The following is a 17,143-nucleotide window of genomic DNA, read 5'->3' on the forward strand; positions in this document are numbered from 1 at the left end:
TCATTCGTTTCCTATTTCCCCTCCTTACTTACAGCGAATAAATCCACCCCCCCCCCCGAACAGTCAATAGCCCTTACGGACTATTTCACGCCGAGTCCCAAAAGTTGAAAAATAATCCTGATTAGCGCTGACCTTCAGCCAGCCTTATCCATACCTCGGTGCGCTTACCGGTGCTTGCGGTAGAACAAAGCCGCCGCAGTCAGGTTTCATTTCAAAGTCCCGAATGTATCCGGCCCTTTGATTGGCGCTTTGCTTGTTGGCAGAGCAGCACTTGTTTGTGCGCACATATGTACATATAATTAAGGACATGGAAATCGAATTCGATTCTGAGAAAGCCGCATCCAACCCGATAAACCATGAAGGTATTACTTTTGAGGAAGCGAAACACGTACTGCTCGACCCCTACGCTTTAACGCGGGAAGATACGGACGCAGAAGGTGAACAACGGTTTGTATCACTGGGCACGGGGAGCAAAGGACGAATTCTTGTGGCGGTGTGGACGCTGCGTGGTGAGCGTATCCGCATCATTTCAGCCTGGAAGGCTAACCAACCGCAACGGAGATGCTATGAAAAACAATTCTGATCCACTGTTTGATCGTTTCGCCAGCATGGATTTCGTCGACGCCAAGCCGGTTTTCGGCGTGCCAGCGCTTGCCCGCCTGCAGGCTGAGCACGGCGGCAAATCACGAATCACCATGCGACTGGATAACGACGTTCTGGCTGTCTTCAAGGCACGCGCCGAAATGACGGGTGGCAACTATCAGACGATCATTAACCAGGCACTACGCGATGCCGCCCAGGGCATGACGCTGGCTGAAGTCGTGCGACAAGCCATTCGGCAGGAAATGCGCACAGACCGGTAGGAGGAGTAACAGCGCACGGCGTTGTTGAACAGGTAGGGACAATCGACTTGGTGGCACAATGCACGGAAGGAAAACTATCTTCAGCAGTCTTGTCAGCATCAAACTTTCGATGCTGCAGGCTTAAGATCGGAGGTGCGGCATGAGTAGTGAGCGTGTTACCTGTATTGCTTGTGGCGCCTGTTGCGTCACCTATCGTGTTTTATTTCTTCGTCATGAGCTCGATTGTGCGCCGGGGGGTTGGGTTCCAACGGCGCTCACCGAGTCGATCAGTGACTGTGGCGTGCGCATGCGTTGCACCGAGGATGATCCGACACGCTGCATTGCGCTTCAGGGAACCCTTGGCGTCGATGTCAGTTGTGCAATCTATGATCGGCGTCCGAGCCCCTGTCGTGCATTTGCTCCCGAAGCGGGGGCCGGTACTGGCGATGCAGCATGCGGCGATGCCCGCCGGCTGCATGGCTTGCCTCCTCTTCCAGGATCCTACGAGGGATTTCCTCTCGCCTGATCCGGTTTTGTCTTGATGCATTCTATCCCTCATCATTGCAGGAACGGCGCTGAATTCTTCGGAACAGCATTTGAGCCATGAGGAAGCGTAGCGTTGGCATTGAGTCAGCTACATGCCGGCGTGCTCATTCGGCTGCTCCGGGGAACATCAAGTAACAGTCAGCAGCAACCAGACCACCGACCATGGTGGCAGCCGGCCATTATTAAGCGCATGGTCGGCTTCGCTTGGCTCGGCCCAGAGGACAGCGCCTTCCGGCCGTTGCAGCCCTTCCAAGGGAATCTCGCTGTAATTTGCCAATAGAGTCAGCACTGACTGGTCGCCCAGGGTCCATTGAATCGACAAGCCTCGCTCTCCGGGCAGAGTATAGCGAACGGCTTCTTCATGCATCCCGGCCAGCCGCGGATGGATTTCCCGGTGGCGAACGGCCAGCAGGCGGCGATAGAAATCAAGCCAGTCCGCATGCGGTGACTGGTTCACGCTATTCCAGTCCAGCTTGCAGCGGCGATAGGTTTCCGGATCCGCAGGGTCTGGTATAGGGGCCCGAGTCTTGATCGTGCGAAACTCCTTGAGATGGGCAAAGGAGTTGCGTCGGTTGAGGGCAATGTCCTTGACCAGGTCCGGGTTGAAGTCGCAAAAATACAGGAAGGGCTGGGCGGCGGCGAACTCCTCACCCATGAACAGCGCCGGTGGCATCGGCGCCAGCAGGGTGGTGGCCACCATGGCTCCCAGCGGTCGAGGCAGTGCCAACTGATGTAGGCGCTCGCCAAGGGCACGACTGCCGATCTGGGCATGATCCTGGAGGAAGTTCACGAAAGCAGTGGGCAACAGCGAATCCGATCCACCTGCGGCAAACCCGCTGCTCAGAGAGGAGCCCAGTTGCTCGAGCGGCCGCTCGCTAACGGCCACGCCTGCCGCTTCACCGGTCAACACCTCCTGCATCGCCTGCTGAGCGGCGTCATTCCAGACGGCTTCATAGTGGCGCGGATTGCTGTGATCATGCCAATGGACAAAGCGCGCGGCGCGGCGATCATGGCCCAGCATCAGATGGCAATGACGCTCCTTGCCGGGACCCTCGCGAACGGCGCGGGCCAGCGCTTCCAGTAATTCAGCCTGCCCCGCGTGCTCCTGCAGCAGCGCCGAATCCAGGCGCAAGCCGTCAAGGTGGTACTCCTCCAGCCAGTACAGCGCATTGTGTATCACGAAGTCGCGGACGACAGGGTGAGCTGCATCGATGCTGCTGCCGGCCGTACCGATCGCACCGTCCTTGAAGAAGGCGCTGGCGTAAACCGAAAGGTAATTGCCCTCGGGACCAAAGTAGTGACAGGCGAGATCGAGCAAGACCATCAGCCCCTTGTGGTGAGCGCTCTGAATCAGGTCTTTCAGATCGTCAGGTTGGCCATAGCTGGCGGCGGGGGAAAATGGCAGCACCCCCTCGTAACCCCAGTTGTGCGCCCCGGCAAAAGCGCCGACCGGCAGCAGTTGAATCGCGGTGACGCCCAGTTCCACCAGGTAATCCAGGCGTTCCTTGGCCGCCGCAAAGGTGCCCTGCGGAGTAAAAGCTCCGACATGCAACTGATAGATAATCGCTTCTTCCCAGGGCCGGCCCCGCCAGTTGCGGTCATTCCAGACGAACTGACCCGGCTCGATCACCTGGCTGGGACCGTGTACACCTTGCGGATTGTAACGCGAAGCCGGATCGGGAACTTCGCAAACGCCATCAATCCGGTAACGGTAGAGATCGCCTACCGTGGCCTGGTCACTGGTCAATTCATACCAGCCCGCTTCCCTTGATTCCATTGGCAGGAGGATGGTGCCGCCCCGCGGTTCTTGCAGCAATACCTCGACCCGGTTGGCTACCGGTGCCCAAAGACGAAATCGAATCCTGCCGCCTTCCAGCACCTGGGCGCCGAAGGGCATGAAATAACGCCGGCGCAGCAGTGGCACCGCCACCCGGCCAGCCTGCCGCCGCTGCGCCAGCAGCGCCAGCGAACGACCCGCCAACTCATAAGACGGGTCGCTGAGATGCCGTGTCTCGGCGCACTGGGGAAACGTGGTATCGAGTATGAGTTCGCAGTCGCCCTTCCATGGCAAGGTGAAGCTGAGAGCCTCGTGATGGCCATTCAGCAACAGGAGAAAATCATCGTCCTTCGCCCACTGGCCACGTTCGTCCTGCTCTTCAAGGGCTTCGCCCACCAGGTACATGCCGAAGCAGCGGGCAAAATGATGATCCCAGTCCTCGTTGCTAATCTCGCTGCCTGCCGGATGCAGCCAGATGATGTCCCTGACGCCTGCGCCGCGGATACGCTGCCCCTGAAAGAAATGCCGCCGGCGTAACGCCGGATGCTTGTTGCGCAGATCGATCAGGCGGCTGGTGAAGTTGAATAGTTCCTGGTTGTCGGCCAGAGAGGCCAGCTCCCAGTTGACCCAGCTTATTTCATTATCCTGGCAATAGGCGTTGTTGTTGCCCCGCTGGGTGCGTCCCATTTCATCGCCCGCCAACAGCATCGGCACGCCTTGCGAGAGCAGTAGAGTCGCCAGCAGATTGCGCCGCTGCCGCTGCCGCAGCCACAGCACTTCCGCGTCTTCCGTATCGCCTTCCGCGCCGCAGTTCCAACTGCGGTTGTGCGAGTCGCCGTCGCGGTTGTCTTCCCCATTGGCCGCATTGTGCTTTTCGTTATGGCTGACCAGATCGTACAGTGTGAAGCCATCGTGGGCGGTAATGAAGTTGATGCTGGCATAGGGTCGGCGCCCACTGTGCTGATAGAGATCGCTGGAGCCGGTCAGACGGTAGGCCAGTTGGCCGATCAGCCCCCCTTCGCCTCGCCAGTAATCGCGTACGACGTCGCGGTACTTGCCATTCCACTCAGTCCAGCCGACCGGAAAGTTGCCCACCTGATAGCCGCCCTCCCCCAGGTCCCAGGGCTCGGCAATCAGCTTGACCTGCGACAGTACCGGATCCTGGTGAATGATGTCCATGAAGGCGCCAAGTTGATCCACTTCGTGCAGTTCCCTCGCCAGGGCGGATGCCAGATCGAAGCGAAAACCATCGACGTGCATCTCGATCACCCAGTAGCGCAGGCTGTCCATGATCAATTGCAATACCCGGGGATGCATCATGTTCAGGGTATTGCCACAGCCGGTGTAATCCATGTAGTAACGTGAATTGCCCGCCACCAGGCGATAATAGGCGGCATTGTCGATGCCGCGGAAGCACAGCGTCGGCCCCAGATGGTTGCCCTCTGCGGTGTGGTTATAGACCACATCCAGGATGACCTCGATGCCAGCGGCGTGCAGGGTCTTTACCAGATGCTTGAATTCGTTCAAATGGCCGCTGGCGGAATAGCGTGGATCGGGGGCAAAGTAGCCAATGGAATTGTAGCCCCAGTAGTTTTTGAGCCCCGCTTCAAGAAGTTGGCGGTCGTCGATCAAGGCCTGTACCGGCAGAAATTCCACTGCAGTCACGCCCAGGCGCTTGAGGTGCTCGATCACCGGCGCTGTACTCAGACCGGCATAGGTGCCGCGCAATTCGGGCGGAACATCCGGATGCAATTGGGTAAAGCCCTTGACGTGCAGTTCATAGATGATCGTTTGATGCCAGGGAATGTTGGGGCGACGGTCTCCTTCCCAGTCAAAACCCGGGTCGACCACCTGACACTTGAACATCCCGGGTGCGCTGTCACGGCGGCTGAAGCTCAAATCCTCATCCGGGCTGCCGATGCGGTAGCCGAACTGGGCATCGCTCCATTCGACGGCACCAACAAGGGCTTTGGTGTAGGGATCCAGCAACAGCTTGTGCGGATTGTAGCGATGCCCCTCTGCCGGCCGGTAAGGGCCATGGACCCGGTAGCCGTACAATTGGCCCGGGCGCACTTCGGGCAGATAGGCATGCCAGATCTGATCGGTTTGTTCGCCGAGCACGATGCGCTGTAGTTCCTGCCGCCCGCTGGCGTCGAACAGGCACAGCTCGACCTTGTCTGCATGCTCGGAGAACAAGGCAAAGTTGACCCCTTCGCCGTCCCAGGTGGCGCCCAGGGGATAGGGTTTGCCAGGCCAGACGACCGTTACCGTTCCTGACATGGGTTGTTATCTCAATGATCCGGTGAAGCCGGAACCAAACAGACACGGCCGTGCAGGCAATTCTGGACGTTCCACCGATTCACATCCACTCGACCTTCCTGCTGCCTCAGTGCCTTCGAGTGAAACGCTTGTCAGTTCCGGCAATAGTTGTGATTGCATTCAAGCTCCCCTGAACGGTTATTGCATCCTGTTCTTCTTGTCAAAACGGCCCTCGCCAGCGTCGGCAAACCATGCACGACCCATCTGTCCAGTAGCTTGCAAGCAGGCCCTTGAACGGCATACTGAGCAACGCCAACGCAAGTGCGGCGTACATATTCGACACTCTTTCCATCACCATCGGCATTGCCCACGACCAGTGACAACCCGAGCGCCCAGGCGCCACTGCACTGATCAGAGGCGTTTTTTTCGGTCTGTCGACTCCTACGCGCGGAGTGGCTCTGTCAAGCAATCTGATTGAGAGCATTACGAGAAAACCCAATAGCATGCTACTTGCTGACATGAGGCTACGTCGAAGTGACGCAGCAGGGGCGCTTCAACTTGAGTCTGTGAACGAGATTGTACCAGCGCGTTGTTGGAAATTGACACGAAGACGACCCCTCTGCCATTGTGGACTACAGCATCATTTTGTTTCTAGCAGCCTGTCGGACTTGATGGGTCGAAGCGAATCGCTGTTTCATTGAAGGCTAGCCTTCAGGTTATGTCGTGACTAAAACAAGTGGGGTACGAGTGCAGTTTTTGCGAGCTTTCGCCTTGCGACGAAATGCCTGCTTAACCCATTGCACGGATTTCAAGCGAAAAGTTGTTCTAATCGCGCAGAAATTCGGGTAAGAATGAGCCGTCTTCCCACTTGTTGCAGAAATGACCGGTTTCAGCTCAATACAATACGGTGAGTTGTTAAACACCCCCAGCGTGCAGCTTGGTTGGCACATCCAAAGTGCGCATTTCTTGATCAAACAGATCCGCCACCCCTCCCCAACACGAACCGGGATCGGCGCTGATTCTTTCTATGATTTCCTCAAACGTACTCCACATCAAGTCAGTAATCATCTCGTAGGAGTGTCCCCAGAAGTAGAAAACCCCACTCTGCTTCGCCATCTCATAGCGCGACCAAAGGTCAGGTGCGAGAAAATGGCAGCAGGGATGAAACAGCATGGCGTGGTCCGGGGGGTACGGGTGACTGACGCTGGCAGTGGTCCTCGCGTAAACGTGACCGGACTCGCGTACCAACTGCATGATGTCTTCGTTGTAGGATCCGAACGGATAGGCAAATCCTGACACCGCTTGCCCGAAAAACTGCTGCAGGCTATCTCGACCCTCAGCTATCTCGCGCCTTGCCGCCGCCCTCTCCATTTGCTCGAGGCGCGGGTGCGTCAGGCTGTGGTTGGCGATCGTGAAGCCTTGATAGACTTCATTCATCTCAGACCAGCCCAGCCTGCTCACTTCAATACCTGCGTAAATCCATCCGAACTTTCGATGTCGATCATGCAGGCCTGCGTTGAGGTTAAAGGTGGCTTTGGCGCCATGCCGGCGAAGGACATCAACCAGCCGTACATCCGTCACGACCCCGTCATCCCAACACTGCACCACCACCATGGGTCGATTATTCACCCTCAATGAATGGGTTCCAGGCTCCATTGGCGCGACCTTAATCATTCGACATCGGATATGTAATTTTCATGACAAGAAACTGAAAAAAAGCAATGCTTCGTCCCATCGAAGCGGGGGCCGCCATCGTGGCACCATTATGGACACGATTAAAGTGCTCGGCATCGCTTTGTTTTCTTGTGAAAAATAATACGTTGCTGACTCATTCTGCTATGTATTTTGGTATTTAGTAATCGTGCCAGGGCAAGGGCGGTGGTACCAGGCGCCGCGCGCTGCCGTCGCCGACCGGGCCAAAGCGGTGATCACCACTTTCCCACTGACCTTGTGCGTCGGCGATGGCGGCCTTGGTGAAGCCGACGAAATTCCACCACATCAGAACCGGCTGATCGAAGGGTCGCCCGCCGAGCAGCAACACCCTTGATCCAAAGGCCAGCCTCAGTCCTAAGCTATCGTGGCCGCGCCCGAGGTAGGCGAATTCGTCGGCCCGGAAACCCTCTTCGCCGATGACCACCTCCCCTTCAAGCGGAAGCAGTCCGTATTCGAATTCGGGGTCAAGTTGCAGATCGATCGCAGTCGCCGCGTCACAACTCATGTCCAGTCCGAATAGCGGCGAATACAGGCGGGTCGGGGCCGTATGTTCGCCGTAGGTGCCGGCCAGCAGGGTGAGGCGGGCGCCACCTGCCCGCCATTGCGGCAGATCCGGATAATGTGCGAAATCCGGGGCGCAATCCTGTTCTTCAGGCGGCAGCGCGATCCAAAGTTGCGCCGCGTGCAGGCGTTGTCCATCGGCCAGCGAATCCTCGGTATGAACGATGCCCCGGCCGGCCGTCATCAGATTGACCTGACCGGGACGGATGATCTGTTCGTTACCCAGGCTGTCGCGATGAAGAACTTTACCCTCGATCAGCCAGGTGAAGGTTTGCAGCCCGATGTGCGGGTGGGCACCGACGTGCATGCCGTGGCCCGGCGCGAAGTCGACCGGGCCGGCATGGTCGAGGAAGCACCAGGCACCGACCATGCGCTGTTGGCGACTGGGCAGGAAGCGGCGAACAAGCATGCCCTCCCCGAGGTCTACGATGCGCGCTTCGATGCGGACGATGGGGCTCATGGACTCTCTCCTCGGGGACTTCAGACCTGCAACTCGAAATGGAGCACAAGGGCAGCAGGATCTCGCATAGCTGACCTTTAGAATTCGGTAGCTTCGGTTTCGCTTGCTCTCGGTCACTGCTCCAGAAAGCGGCAACTGGAAATGATTATTCCGGTGTGGAAACGGAGGGCCAAGTTGTCTCATTCCAACCAGTTACTACATCATTATATTCCGGATGTTCAGACAGCCTTTCCGTAACCAAGTTTCCGGGCAAGGCGCAGCGAACTACAGGAAACACTCGCTGTCACAATCCGGGCTTAGGAAAAACTTTCGATAAATTTTGGCAAGTCCGATGCTTTTTCCCGACAAGGCAGACAATCGGCACGTTCAGAACACGCTGAATCTTGAGGAGAGCATGTTTATGGAAAGTCTGGAAAAGCACTATTCGGCCTGTGACATCGAGGCGCGAATCCTGGCGGCAGTTCGCGCGGCCGGATTGATTCCCGAGCAACACCTGTCGCCAGAGGCACTGGGGGCGCTTGACCATTTCCACACAGGCGGACTCCGCGCTTCACGCGAGTTGCTGGAGTTGGCGAAAATCCCGCCCGATGCTCGCGTTCTCGATATTGGAGCAGGGCTGGCCGGTCCGGCCCGGCTGCTCGCTTCGGTGCTTGGCTGCCATGTAGACTGTATCGAAATGTCGCCCGATTTCTGCGCCGGTGCGGTACTGCTGAACCGGCTGACGGGCCTGGACGAGCGCATCAAAATACACAAGTGCAGCGCCCTCGACCTGCCCTTTCCCGACGATTCGTTTGATGTCGTGTGGATGCAAAATGTCGGCATGAACATCGCGGACAAGCAGACGCTCTACGGTGAGATTTACCGGGTACTGAAGCCGGGTGGCCTTTACGCTTTCCAGGAGATGGCCGCAGGGGAAACGCTTACGTCCTATTTTCCGCTTCCGTGGGCCACCGACCCTGCCGACAGCTTCCTAATTTCTTCCGAAGAGATTCGCTTGCTGCTCGGCAGTAATGGATTCATCGCTGAACTCTTCGAGGATACCAGCGACGCGCATTTGAGCATGACTCCCGCAGACATGGGACCGAGTCCACTGACCTTGGGGGTGTACGTCGACAATCTCGCGCAAAAGGCCGGAAACGCACGGCGCAGTCTTCAGGAGGGCCAGATCCGGCTTGTCAGAGGTGTCTTTCGGGTGGAATGATCCAGCGAGCGGTTGGCGCACCCGAGATGTTTTTTTACCTGTTCTAGATCGTCGGGCAACCCACTACTCGACTCGACAACATACACCGCCAAGATCAAGAGCCTCGTGGCGCTCGCCGCCCCGTTCAACCCGTCGTGCCGATTGGGAAACAACAGGGGATACCGCAGAAAGTGCTTTCCGCAAGGATTGAACACAATCGTGGTGTTTGTTGTCTGATGTCAGTTGTTTTCAATCCAGCAGATCAATACCAACTAAATGGTACTTCATGAGCAAGCCTTCGCCCGAGCCTGAAAAAGCCACGCTGCAACCGACTTCGACCCGCATCCGTGAGCGGATTATGCAGTCCGGGCAGCGCTTTCACGCCAACGACAACATTGCGGCTTTTCTTGAGCCTGGCGATCTGGAAGCCTTGATTGACGAGGTCACGGACAAGATGAAAGGCGTGCTTGAGAGCCTGGTGATCGATTCCGAGAGCGATCACAACACGCAAGACACGGCTCGCCGTGTGGCCAGGATGTACCTGACCGAAGTCTTTCGTGGCCGCTACATGCCAGCGCCGGCGCTGACCGAGTTTCCGAACATCGAAAGGCTCAACGAGTTGATGATTGTTGGACCGATTACGGTTCGCAGTGCCTGTAGCCACCACTTCTGTCCGATCATGGGGCGGCTGTGGATCGGCCTGATGCCGAACGAGCATTCCAACCTGATCGGGCTTTCAAAGTATGCACGCCTGGCCGAATGGGTCATGAGCCGACCGCAGATTCAGGAAGAGGCGATCACGCAAATGGCCGAGCTGCTGATACGCAGGGTCAGCCCTGACGGGCTTGCTGTGGTAATGGAAGCAGACCACTTCTGCATGCACTGGCGCGGTGTGAAAGATTCTGAAACCAAAATGATCAATAGCGTAATGCGCGGCTCCTTCCTCAAGGACGCAGCGCTACGCCGCGAATTCCTTTCCTTAATCAACCTGAAGAACTGAGGTTATGATGCTTGTACGATTACTCTATGCCAGTCGCGCGACGGCCCCCCTGACCTCCAGTGTAGTGGGTTCCATCCTCGCTCAGTCGCGCGCGCACAATCCCGGGCTCGGCATCACCGGCATGCTGTGCTACAGCGAAGATCTGTTCCTGCAGGTGCTCGAAGGCGGACGGGACGAGGTGTGCGAGTTGTATAACACCATCGTGCGCGATGACCGTCACGTCAACGTGCGCATCCTCTGTTTCGAGGAAATCGCCGAGCGCCGCTTTGGTAGCTGGACCATGGGCCATGTGAACGTGGCGACGGTCAATCCCTCATTGCTGCTCAAGTACGCCAAGCTCCCAGTACTCAATCCGTTTAACTGTTCCGGGCAAGCCTCAATGGCCTTGTTCGACGAACTGATGGCGACGGCATCGGTGGTTGGGCATTAATGGAAAGCGCAAGCAAGCATGAGGAAAGGCCTAGCCAAAAGCGCATCAGTTTCAATGACAAGAGCTTAGGCCTTCGACATCCTATGTTTCCATTTCACAACAAGATCTTGTAACAGAGCATAAGGAGGAACGTTTCCCCGGCACCTCAAGAGAATTTGAGCCATAGCTCGTTTCACCTTCAGGGGAAAAAACAGGCAACCCGCATCGGAGCCCCAATCCGGAAACTGGGATGCGCATTTCCCTGACTTGCTTTCGCCGGTGTGACTTGCCCTGGTGAAAGGTAGCGAATAGTCTGCCGATGTTATTGGTTTCGGGCAGTGCCATTGCGCCCATGGCCGAATTACATGCCATCGTTTTGTGGCTCACCACGATGCCCCCTTGAAGATTCTTCAATCAAGGCCCTTGATATTCGATTTGCTTCACGGCACGATGCTCATCTTGAATTACTTTTCCGACACCCTCGTCAGGGGCACGACTTGTTGCAGAATAATAACCCTCGATTGACAAGGAACAATTTCGACCTGCTCAGACTGTTATTCGCAGGAACCGTTGGTCTGGTTCATTCTTACGAGCTTTCCGGATATCAACAGCTCGGGTGGATTGTCAGCATTCTGTCATCGGCCGTGGCGGTGAAAGCATTTTTTGTCGTCAGCGGCTTCCTGATTTTCATGAGCTTTGAACGCTCATCATCCCTTGGCTCATATGCGCGCAAGCGCATCCGTCGAATCTACCCAGCTTATTTCACGGTAGTAATGCTCTGCGCAATATTCCTGGTCGCCGTCAGCTCAAAGAGTATCGGAGACTATTTCTCGTTGGCCTGGATCAAATACCTAGTTGCAAACCTCGCCTTCCTGAATTTCCTGCAGCCAACACTTCCCGGCGTATTCGAAACAAATAAAATCGCCGCAGTTAACGGTGCGCTATGGACACTCAAAATTGAGGCGATGTTCTACCTGGCTGTTCCTCTCTTTGTGTTACTGATGCGGAGATTTTCTCGTCTTCCGATACTCATCCTCGTTTACTGCTCATCTGTCGCCTATGCAGTGCTGTTTGCGGCAGTAGCAGCACGCACAGGTTCCGGGGCATATGTTGAACTTGGCCGCCAATTACCAGGGCAGCTTTCCTACTTCATGGCTGGCGCCGCCTTGTATTACTTTCTGCCCCTGTTTGAGCGCCGCATCGAATACTTTCTGCTAGCCGCCGCTTTGATCCTTGCTGCCAATATGTCTTATCCCCTGCCACTCCTTGAGCCTTTTGCGCTGGCTACGGTGGTCGTCTTTTTCGGGCTTTTCCTGTACGTGGGGAACTTCGGGAAGTACGGTGATTTTTCTTACGGCTTCTACATCCTGCATTTCCCTGTCATCCAGCTCGTTCTACACGCGGAGTGGTTCAGGGAAAGCCCCTGGTACTTTTTGCTCGCCGTTATGCTGATCACAACAATATGTGCCATTGCCATGTGGCACCTTGTTGAAAAGCGGTTTCTGTTGCGCAGCAGCCATTACCTTGCCGCAACCACCTTATCCGGGAAGAACGCTACTGATAGGGAACTCAATACGGACGCTGCGCGATGAACCCGTTCAGCACCGTTCAGATAACACGAGTGTTAAAAAAGGGCAATGCGGCAGCACGCCATTACATGGGCGGATTGTAGGCGAAATTCCTCTGGCCGATCACCTGGCCCTTGCCGTCCAAAACCTCAACGGTCCAATTGCCGGTCCACTGCGGCTGCATTTTCATCATCGTCCAGGCGGGCTGCCGCGCGCTGGTCACGACGACAGGGACGTCCTGCATGCGCTTGCCCTCGAGGCTCCAGCGCAGTGTCACGGTCTGGCCTGTGAGGTCGAGCAGTTCGCCGTAGTAGTAAACGGCCGGTGTCGACGTGGTGAACTGCTCGGGGAAATCGGTCGGCGCACCGTTCACAACGTTGGTGGTGAACGTGGCGTTGACCACCGAACCCCCACCCTGCGCAAACGCGGCCGGCCCGGATATCGTGGCGACGATCAACAGCGCCATGGCAAAATTACGAATCTTCACTGGAACTCTCCCCATCTTGATTGGCCGGTTTGACCGGCAGAACCTGCCATTGGCCGCCAGGGATCGACGGCAGCATGGGCAGGCATTTCAAACACACGGAGCAGAGTATCCGTGGCCTGTGCACCGCAGTCAATGCCCGAGGGCAATCTCCCGCATGCCAATGGGTACACCGTGATGACCTTCAGTCAGGAAGCACCAGTTCCGGAATGGTGGCGAGTCTGTAACCGGCCTTGAGCAGGCCATCCCTGATCGCCTGGGCCGTCGCCACGGCATCGGCGTTGTCGCCATGCACGCAGATGCTCTGCGGATTGACCGGGATGCGTTTCCCGTTGATCGAAATGAGCGCACGTTCCTCGACCATGCGCATGACATGCCTGAGACTAGCTTCGGCGCCATGGATCATCGCCCCCGGCTGACTGCGCGGCACCAGATTGCCGTCATCCAGGTAGGCGCGATCGGCAAAGACTTCCTCGACAAGCGGCAAGCCGGTTGCTCTGCCGGCAGCAATCAACTGCGATGCGGCCGGCGCCAGCAGGACCAGCGTCGGATCGAGCCGATGCATGGCCCGGGCAATCGCATCGGCGACCTTTCGATCGACGCAGGCCAGGTTGTTGAGAGCGCCGTGCGGCTTGACGTGTGTAACGCGGGCGCCCTGGGCACGGGCGCACGCATCGAGGGCGCCGATCTGGCAGATCAGCATGGCTTCCAGTTCGGGCAGCGGAATATCCATGCGTCGCCGCCCGAATCCCTGCAAATCGGGATAGGCCGGATGCGCGCCGATGCTTACCCCGAAGGTTCTGGCCAGGGTAATCGTGTCAAACATCACCAGCGGATCGCCGGCATGATATCCGCAGGCGACATTGGCCGAATTGACAAGGTGCAGCATGGCTTCGTCGCTGCCCATGGTCCATGGGCCAAAACTCTCGCCCAGGTCGGCATTCAGGTTAAGCAGATGACTCATGGTTTCGCACTCCTCAATAAAGCTATAAACGCTCAGTCGGCACAAACCCAGCCGCTGTTCGGATCGTTATACAGCGCATCCGCATTCGGCAGGGCAAAGGTGATGCCGCTCGCCCACGCTGCCCACCGGGCCTCGCGTTCAAGCAGCGCCTGCCTGGCCTGCTGGGCATTGACCGCACAGAAGCGGATGCTCTGCCCCGGCTGCAAGTGCGCCAGACGGGGCACATCGGCGGCGATGACGGTGGCAATTTTCGGATAGCCGCCGACCGTCTGACAGTCGGCCAGCAGGATGATTGGCTGCCCGTCGCCCGGCACCTGAATTGTTCCCGGCGTCACGCCATCCGAAACAATATCGGCGGCCTCCGGCGTCACATGTGCAAGTTGCGGCCCTTGCAGACGCACACCCATGCGATCGATCTGCGGCGTGACCCGATACGCCGAGTTGAGGAATAGCTCAAGCGATTCGGCCTGAAAATGCTCCGCCTGCGGTCCGGGAATGACGCGGATCGGGCCATCGGCGTGACGCCATGGTTCGGCCCGATATTCCCGATAATCCCGGCGTGCATGAACTGAACAGGGCAACAGATTGCCCGTAACCAGGGGGAGCCCATCGATGCCGCCGATCATTGCCCGCTGATAAGTTGAACGGCTGCCCAGTTGCAGCGGCGAATCGATGCCGCCGGATACCGCCAGACAGGCCGTTCCGCCCGCCAACGAACCGATCTCCAGCACATCCTGCGTAGCGAGCGTGATGCTGCTCCAAGCCGGTACGTCAAGCGCCGCGCCATCGCCGCGCCGAAGCAGTGCGCCAGCATCGCCGGCAAGCGCCACGCGAACGAGCCCATGCCTGACTCCAAGTGTCGGGCCCAGGGCGCGAATTTCGATACAGGCACAGTCGGGGCCGTTACCGACCAGGGCGTTGGCGCAGCGGGCAAGCAGCGCATCCAGACTGCCGGAAACGGCAACCCCCATGTGGCGAAAACCAAAGCGGCCGGCATCCTGAATACAGTTGCCGATGCCGCCATCGATGACCTCGATCACGCCCGGCATCAGGTTTCTCCCGGCACCAGCAGAAGGCTGTCGAGTGCAAACGCGCCGGCTTGAGCCGCCGCTTCGATCTCCAGATAGAGCGGGCGATCAACCGCCTGCCAGCACACTCGATCACCCGAGGCCAGCAAGGAGGGCGATTGCGCATTGCCTGCCGAGAACATCGGCACCGGCGTTTTCCCGAGCAGACGCCAGCCGCCGGGACTCTGCCACGGATAAACGGCACACATCGCCCCGGCAATCGCCAGCGAACGAGCCGGCACCGCCTTGCGCGGCGAAGCCAGCCGGGGGGCTTCGAGCAGCGCGGGCAGACCGCCCAGGTAGGGGAAGCCGGGCATGAAACCGATCAGGTAAACCGTAAACGTGGTTTCGCTCATCAGCGCAATCACGGCCTCCCGGCTCAAGCCCTTACTCTGCGCCAGATCGTTCAGGTCCGGGGAAAATTCCTCGTCGAAGCAGACCGGGATACGCCAGTGCCGCCCCTTCCTGCTCGCCGTTCCGGCGTCTGCAGCCAGACGCAAGAGCGCCTGGCCGAGACGCTGGCCGTCGATGAGCAGCGGGTTGAAATGAACGGTGAGCGACCTGAACGTCGGAACCACATCGACTATGCCGGCGAAGTCTTCACAGCCAGCGCCGCCCTCCCTGCCCTCACCGTCCGCCTCTCCCGGCTCGGCACGGCGCGCCTGCTCAAGCGCATCGGCCAGGCCGAGAACCCTGGCGTGCAGCGCGGGATCGATGCGTGTGCCGAACTCGATGGTCCACGCCGCATCGCCCAGCGCCAGCAGGCGAACCGGTAAAGACTGATCAGCAGCGCCGCTTTCCATGCCCGTCATGCCCGAATCTCACGCTTGATCTCAAGCTGTTTTCAGCCTGTCATTTGCTGCGGCAGCCAGGTCGCGATTCCCGGAACGAAATACATCAACAGCACCATCACAATCATCAGGCAAAACAGCGGGAAGGCCTGCCTGGCCAGCCAGGTGATATCTCTCTTCGTCATGCCCTGCAGAACGAAGAGGTTGAAGCCCACCGGCGGCGTAATCTGTGCCATCTCGACGACCAGCACGATGAAAATGCCAAACCACAACAGATCGATGCCTGCGCCTTCGACCGTCGGCAACAACACCCCCATGGTCAGCACGACCATGGAAATGCCATCGAGAAAACAGCCGAGGATGATGAAGAAAATCATCAGCGCCACGATCAGCGCCAGCGGAGAAAGTTGCAGGCCGATGATCCACTCGGCCAGATGCCGTGGCAGGCCGATGTAGCCCATCGATAGCGTCAGGAAAGCGGCACCGGCCAGAATCAGTGCAATCATGCAATACAAACGCGTGCCGCCGATCAGACTGTCGCGGAAGTTTTTCCAGCTCAGTTCGCCCTGCATGGCGGCAATTAGCAACGAGCCGAGCACGCCCAGCGCCGCCGCCTCGGTGGCCGTCGCAATGCCGGTGTAGATCGAACCGAGCACCGCCGCAATCAGCGACACGACTGGAATCAGGTGCCGGGATTCATGGAGCTTCTGCGCGAAGCTGAGGTTCTGGTCGGCGGGCGGAATCTGATCCGGATGCAGCACGGCCCAGACGATGGTGTAGGCCATGAACAACCCGGCCAGAATCAGCCCCGGAAAGACGCCGGCGATGAACAGCTTGGCGATCGAAACATTGGCCGTCACGCCATAAACGATCATGATGATCGACGGCGGGATGAGCAGACCGAGTGTCCCGGCGCCGGCCAGCGTACCTATGGAAATCGAGTCCGGGTAGCCGCGCCGCTTGAGTTCGGGCAGCGTCATCTTGCCGATGGTGGCGCAGGTCGCGGCTGACGAACCGGAAACGGCGGCGAAGATGGTGCAGCCGATGATGTTGGTATGCAACAGGCGGCCAGGCAGCTTCTCAAGCCAGGGCGCTAGGCCCTTGAACATGTCTTCGGAAAGCTTGGTGCGAAAGAGGATTTCGCCCATCCAGATGAACAGCGGCAGCGCCGTCAGCGTCCACGACGAGGCCGATCCCCAGATGGTGATGGCCATGCTGTCGCCAACCGGACGGGTGGTGAACAGCTCCATACCGATCCAGGCCACACCGGCCAGCGAGAGGCCGATCCAGACGCCACTGCCGAGAATGGCAAACAGGGCGACGATGAGAAACGCCGTAATGTACAGATCCATGTGTCGTCCAATCGCTATTCAATCCGTATAGAACTATTCAATGTGCGCCGGTTCGCCTTCCCTGGGCTCCTGCCGGACTTTTCTCCCGGTCATCAGATCGACAAGATCTGCGGCGAAGGCCAGGGCAAACAGTGTTGTTCCGAGGGCCATGCCCAGTTGCGGAATCCACA

The 17,143-nt window shown here is 58.1% G+C and carries 15 protein-coding genes; 7 read left to right on the forward strand and 8 right to left on the reverse strand.

Features of this window, described 5'->3' with window-relative positions; genetic code table 11:
- Nucleotides 1-307 precede the first annotated feature (307 nt).
- The 3 genes from JNM42_RS11880 to JNM42_RS11890 all read left to right on the forward strand — a co-directional run bounded on the left by JNM42_RS11880 (nucleotide 308) and on the right by JNM42_RS11890 (nucleotide 1,368).
- On the forward strand, nucleotides 308-583 hold the full coding sequence (locus JNM42_RS11880; RefSeq protein ID WP_294269946.1) for a BrnT family toxin: 276 nt from the start codon (nucleotides 308-310) through the stop codon (nucleotides 581-583).
- The gene (locus JNM42_RS11885; RefSeq protein WP_294269949.1) at nucleotides 567-863 is read left to right on the forward strand and encodes a BrnA antitoxin family protein; all 297 of its coding nucleotides are present in this window, start codon (nucleotides 567-569) and stop codon (nucleotides 861-863) included. Before JNM42_RS11880 ends, JNM42_RS11885 begins: the two co-directional genes overlap by 17 nt.
- A 139-nt stretch (nucleotides 864-1,002) precedes the next feature.
- A complete protein-coding gene (locus JNM42_RS11890) occupies nucleotides 1,003-1,368 on the forward strand; it encodes a YkgJ family cysteine cluster protein (protein WP_294269953.1) in 366 nt (121 codons plus the stop codon).
- 147 nt (nucleotides 1,369-1,515) lie between these two features.
- Here JNM42_RS11890 and glgX read toward each other — a convergent pair whose 3' ends face one another.
- The 3 genes from glgX to JNM42_RS11905 form a co-directional block, all read right to left on the reverse strand.
- The gene (gene glgX / locus JNM42_RS11895; RefSeq protein ID WP_294269956.1) at nucleotides 1,516-5,445 is read right to left on the reverse strand and encodes a glycogen debranching protein GlgX; all 3,930 of its coding nucleotides are present in this window, start codon (nucleotides 5,443-5,445) and stop codon (nucleotides 1,516-1,518) included.
- Between the two features lie 894 nt (nucleotides 5,446-6,339).
- Nucleotides 6,340-7,038 carry a polysaccharide deacetylase family protein gene (locus JNM42_RS11900; protein WP_294269959.1) on the reverse strand — a complete coding sequence of 233 codons (699 nt, stop codon included), beginning with the start codon at nucleotides 7,036-7,038 and terminating at the stop codon, nucleotides 6,340-6,342.
- A gap of 238 nt (nucleotides 7,039-7,276) precedes the next feature.
- Complete coding sequence (locus tag JNM42_RS11905; RefSeq protein WP_294269962.1) at nucleotides 7,277-8,158, reverse strand: pirin family protein; 882 nt, start codon at nucleotides 8,156-8,158, stop codon at nucleotides 7,277-7,279.
- 331 nt (nucleotides 8,159-8,489) lie between these two features.
- On the opposite strand from JNM42_RS11905, the gene JNM42_RS11910 reads away from it, so the two are divergent.
- The 4 genes from JNM42_RS11910 (at nucleotide 8,490) to JNM42_RS11925 (ending at nucleotide 12,339) form a co-directional block, all read left to right on the forward strand.
- Complete coding sequence (locus tag JNM42_RS11910; protein WP_294269966.1) at nucleotides 8,490-9,359, forward strand: class I SAM-dependent methyltransferase; 870 nt, start codon at nucleotides 8,490-8,492, stop codon at nucleotides 9,357-9,359.
- 265 nt (nucleotides 9,360-9,624) lie between these two features.
- A complete protein-coding gene (locus JNM42_RS11915; RefSeq protein ID WP_294269969.1) occupies nucleotides 9,625-10,338 on the forward strand; it encodes a GTP cyclohydrolase I in 714 nt (237 codons plus the stop codon).
- Between the two features lie 4 nt (nucleotides 10,339-10,342).
- The gene (locus JNM42_RS11920; protein WP_294269973.1) at nucleotides 10,343-10,768 is read left to right on the forward strand and encodes a BLUF domain-containing protein; all 426 of its coding nucleotides are present in this window, start codon (nucleotides 10,343-10,345) and stop codon (nucleotides 10,766-10,768) included.
- Between the two features lie 476 nt (nucleotides 10,769-11,244).
- On the forward strand, nucleotides 11,245-12,339 hold the full coding sequence (locus JNM42_RS11925) for an acyltransferase (RefSeq protein ID WP_294269975.1): 1,095 nt from the start codon (nucleotides 11,245-11,247) through the stop codon (nucleotides 12,337-12,339).
- 61 nt (nucleotides 12,340-12,400) lie between these two features.
- Here JNM42_RS11925 and JNM42_RS11930 read toward each other — a convergent pair whose 3' ends face one another.
- The 5 genes from JNM42_RS11930 to JNM42_RS11950 form a co-directional block, all read right to left on the reverse strand.
- The gene (locus JNM42_RS11930) at nucleotides 12,401-12,802 is read right to left on the reverse strand and encodes a DUF2914 domain-containing protein (protein ID WP_294269977.1); all 402 of its coding nucleotides are present in this window, start codon (nucleotides 12,800-12,802) and stop codon (nucleotides 12,401-12,403) included.
- 181 nt (nucleotides 12,803-12,983) lie between these two features.
- Nucleotides 12,984-13,763 (reverse strand): 5-oxoprolinase subunit PxpA, encoded by a 780-nt coding sequence (locus tag JNM42_RS11935; RefSeq protein WP_294269980.1) that lies wholly within the window; start codon nucleotides 13,761-13,763, stop codon nucleotides 12,984-12,986.
- A 32-nt stretch (nucleotides 13,764-13,795) separates the two neighbouring features.
- The gene (locus JNM42_RS11940; protein ID WP_294269981.1) at nucleotides 13,796-14,812 is read right to left on the reverse strand and encodes a biotin-dependent carboxyltransferase family protein; all 1,017 of its coding nucleotides are present in this window, start codon (nucleotides 14,810-14,812) and stop codon (nucleotides 13,796-13,798) included.
- Nucleotides 14,812-15,642, reverse strand: coding sequence for a 5-oxoprolinase subunit PxpB (gene pxpB / locus JNM42_RS11945; protein WP_294269982.1), 831 nt, complete (start codon nucleotides 15,640-15,642; stop codon nucleotides 14,812-14,814). The genes JNM42_RS11940 and pxpB overlap by 1 nt, the downstream gene beginning before the upstream one ends.
- A 32-nt stretch (nucleotides 15,643-15,674) precedes the next feature.
- A complete protein-coding gene (locus JNM42_RS11950; RefSeq protein WP_294269985.1) occupies nucleotides 15,675-16,973 on the reverse strand; it encodes a TRAP transporter large permease subunit in 1,299 nt (432 codons plus the stop codon).
- Nucleotides 16,974-17,143 lie beyond the last annotated feature (170 nt).

Origin of the sequence: Propionivibrio sp. (assembly GCF_016790145.1) — a bacterium.
Taxonomy (GTDB): Bacteria; Pseudomonadota; Gammaproteobacteria; order Burkholderiales; family Rhodocyclaceae; genus Propionivibrio.